This window comes from uncultured Allobosea sp. (assembly GCF_945956895.1).
Lineage (GTDB): Bacteria > Pseudomonadota > Alphaproteobacteria > Rhizobiales > Beijerinckiaceae > Allobosea.
The window spans coordinates 1-2,954 of sequence record NZ_CAMFJF010000156.1; the positions used below are offsets into that span (position 1 = coordinate 1).

3 protein-coding genes and 1 pseudogene are annotated in these 2,954 nt (G+C 66.7%); all 4 read right to left on the bottom strand.

The annotated features are described in order from the left end of the window. Positions 1-126: 126 nt before the first annotated feature. Positions 127-1,308: a phage portal protein gene (locus tag Q0Q02_RS23700; protein ID WP_293813276.1), complete on the bottom strand. Its 1,182-nt coding sequence runs from the start codon at positions 1,306-1,308 to the stop codon at positions 127-129. A 51-nt stretch (positions 1,309-1,359) separates the two neighbouring features. Further along, positions 1,360-1,890, bottom strand: coding sequence for a DUF2335 domain-containing protein (locus Q0Q02_RS23705; RefSeq protein ID WP_293813278.1), 531 nt, complete (start codon positions 1,888-1,890; stop codon positions 1,360-1,362). Continuing rightward, on the bottom strand, positions 1,874-2,149 hold the full coding sequence (locus tag Q0Q02_RS23710; RefSeq protein WP_293813280.1) for a hypothetical protein: 276 nt from the start codon (positions 2,147-2,149) through the stop codon (positions 1,874-1,876). The genes Q0Q02_RS23705 and Q0Q02_RS23710 overlap by 17 nt, the downstream gene beginning before the upstream one ends. 44 nt (positions 2,150-2,193) lie before the next feature. Further along, a pseudogene (locus Q0Q02_RS23715) lies at positions 2,194-2,954 on the bottom strand (ATP-binding protein); the annotation flags it as partial.

Consider the following 2,954-nt stretch of genomic DNA (forward strand, 5'->3'; position numbering starts at 1 on the left):
TTGCGGCGGTGAGCTCGCGCAGAACGAGCCAGGCCAATCCCGATGCGCTCGCCGCCCAGAGCAAAAGGCCGAGATGGCCGACATCGGCGCGGCCAACGAAGGCCGCGACGACCTGTTCGAGCATGTTCATGAGACCTCCTTCCCGGAGGCACGCCGGCCATAGCCGACGGCCTCGCGCTTCTCATCCTCGTCGAGGAAGGTCGCGGCTCCGAGCCGCCGCCAGAGCGATTCCCGCTCCTCGGCCAGCGCCTCGATGGCGTCGAGATCGGGCTCCAGCACGAGTTCGTCGCCGAAGGCCGGGCCGAGCCATTGCGCCAACGACTGCGCCGTCCGGCGCACCAGCGGGATGACCGTCTGGCGCCAGAGCGCGCGGTTCGCCTCGGCGAAATTGGCATGAGTGTTGTCGCCGGGCATGCCGAGCAGCAGTGGCGGCACGCCGAAGGCGAGTGCGATCTCGCGCGCCGCGACGCCCTTGGCTGCGACGAAATCGAGTTCCGCCGGCGTCAACGAGAGCGGCTTCCAGTCCAGTCCGCCTTCGAGCAGCAGCGGCCGGCCGGCGTTGCGGGCTCCTTGAAAGGAATCCTCCAGCTCCTGCTTGAGGCGATCGAACTGCGCCTCGGTCAGCGTCGCGCCTTCCGGCCCGTCATAGACCAGCGCGCCGGAGGGGCGCGCGGCGTTGTCGAGCAGGGCCTTGTGCCAACTGCCTGCGGCGTTGTGGATATCGAGCGACACGGCTGCCGCCTCGATCGGCGACAGGCCGTAATGGTCGTCGACGGGGTGGAACAGGGTCAGGTGCAGGATCGGCGGCAGGCCGCCCTCGTCCTGCCGGAAGCGCACCGTATCGCCGCCGACCGTATAGTCATAGGCCTCCGGCCAGCCGTCGCGGCCGGGCACAACGCGCATCCGGTCGGGCCTGAGGGCGTAGAGCTCGCGCGGTTCGCGGCCGGTGCCGACCGCCTCGACATAGGCATTGCCGGCGACGAGGAGGTGCCCGACCAGCATCTCGCGAAAGGCGATGCCGCCCTGGCGTGGGTTGGGCCGCTCGATCAAGGCCAGCGCCGGATGCTCCGGCACCTCGCGCGAACCGACCTTGGCGACGAGCGGCGTCTGCGCCGCCGCTTCCGCGATCAGGCGGATGCAGCGATGCACGACCGGATTACGCTCATAGCCTTCCCGCGAGAGCGCGACATAGTCGCGGGGCGTCCAGACGGCGCGCCCCGCCTCGTGCAGCGCGATCAGCGGCCCGACGCGCGAGCGCTTCTGGCCCGGCGCGGCTCGGCCGCGCAGGCTGCGAAGAAAATCGAACATGGATGTCTCCGGAAAGAAAAAAGGCCGCTCTACGAGCGGCCTGATTTCGGCTTAACGCTTCTGGCGTTTCGATTTGTCCGGCCGCTGCAACGGCTCCCGGTCCAGCTTACTCAAGAGGTACTCACGACCGCCGATGAAAATCGAGACGACTCCGATCAAGGTCGCCCCTCCCAAAATTCCGCCTGTCAGCGGGTACCCGGCGGTCGCGATCCAACCGGAAACCAGCAATGCCGTGAGTGTGATGAGCATTGCGCCGATCTGACCGATACGGCGTTCCGTCGCCTCGGCAGCAAAACCACGCCGCTGCATATCCTGGCGATGCCTCAAATCTCCTTCTGCCATTGCCACGATCCGCTCAGCCAAGCCCGGCATGATCTGATCGTATTCACCGAGCGTCTGTGGATGAGGCAAAGGACCGGAATGCTGCTCGGCTATTTCCACCGCATAAGAAATTACTTCCGCTTTCTGCTTAGGCGGGAGATTCGACAATTCCGGCGGCAGCTCCGCCTCGAGAGCTGATCGTGACAGTTCGGCAGAATGTGATTTCGGACGACGCGAAGCAGGATTATCGCTTGCGGTCACGCAACCGTCCCCGCTCACGTTCCATGGCAGAGGCCAAGGCATTGCCAACTTCACGCCAGGACTTGCCGATATTGTCACTGCGAGGCGCGTCGTAGCGTGGCAAAGCCCCTAGAAACAGCAAGGGCGCTGCGAAGCCGATCATCAAACCGGCGCGAGCCCCCTTTGGCTGACGGTTGCGAGACGAAGAGACACCCATCGTCACCACCTCATCGCAGCAGGTTTCGAGAGCGCGATATGTCACGCGGCTTTTCATGCCCATTCAATTGCTCATCCGGTTATGAAAAGTCAATGAACGGGTTGCATTCACATCCCCCTCACCCGCGGCCGGGCCTTCGGCGCCAGCATCAGATGGGTCAGCGCCCAGACGAGCGCGTCGAGCCGATCCGGCGAGCGACCGGTTTCGAGGCCGCGCGGCCCGAAGGCGCACATTTCGTCTTCGAGCGCGGGAAAGGCCCCGGCATGGCGCACCCGCGCTTGCGCATAGAGCGCGGCGACCGGCTCGGCGCGGAGATACTTGCCGCGCGTCGCCCGCACGGAAACCACGGGCACGCCGGCATCGACCTCGCGGATGATGCTCTCGACCATCTCGCCGCCCTGGTTGACCTCGACGACGAGCGCATCCGCCTCGTGGCGGCGATAGAGCGCGACCGCCCTCTCCGCCCATTCCTGCGGCCTCGCGCCCGCCAATGTCGCGTCCTCCAGCACATGGCCGATGCCGTCATGGTCGACGCCAGCGACAATGAGCCCGCAACGATCCGCTCGTTGCGACGACGTGGCGGGCGGATCGACGGCCACCGCGATGCGGGCCAGCGCCGGCTTCTCCCGCTCCCGTGCCGCCTCGATCATGGCCCGCGTCCAGAGCGCATCCGGGCTCTCCTCGACGATCTCGCCGTCGAGTTCCTGCCGCCCGAGCCGCGTGCCGCCATAGGTCCGCGTGACCGTGCGGACGAACTCGGCGGCGAGATTGTAGCGGTTGTCCTGCGTCCGCGCCCGGCTCACCGCGACATGCGGCTCGACCAGCAGGCGCTTCACCAATGGCAGCGGGCGCGGCGTCGTCGTCACGA

Coding starts and splice junctions, on each gene's coding strand:
- Q0Q02_RS23710 (WP_293813280.1), bottom strand. CDS start 2,149: ATGGGCATGAAAAGCCGCGTGACATATCGCGCTCTCGAAACCTGCTGC.
- Q0Q02_RS23700 (WP_293813276.1), bottom strand. CDS start 1,308: ATGTTCGATTTTCTTCGCAGCCTGCGCGGCCGAGCCGCGCCGGGCCAG.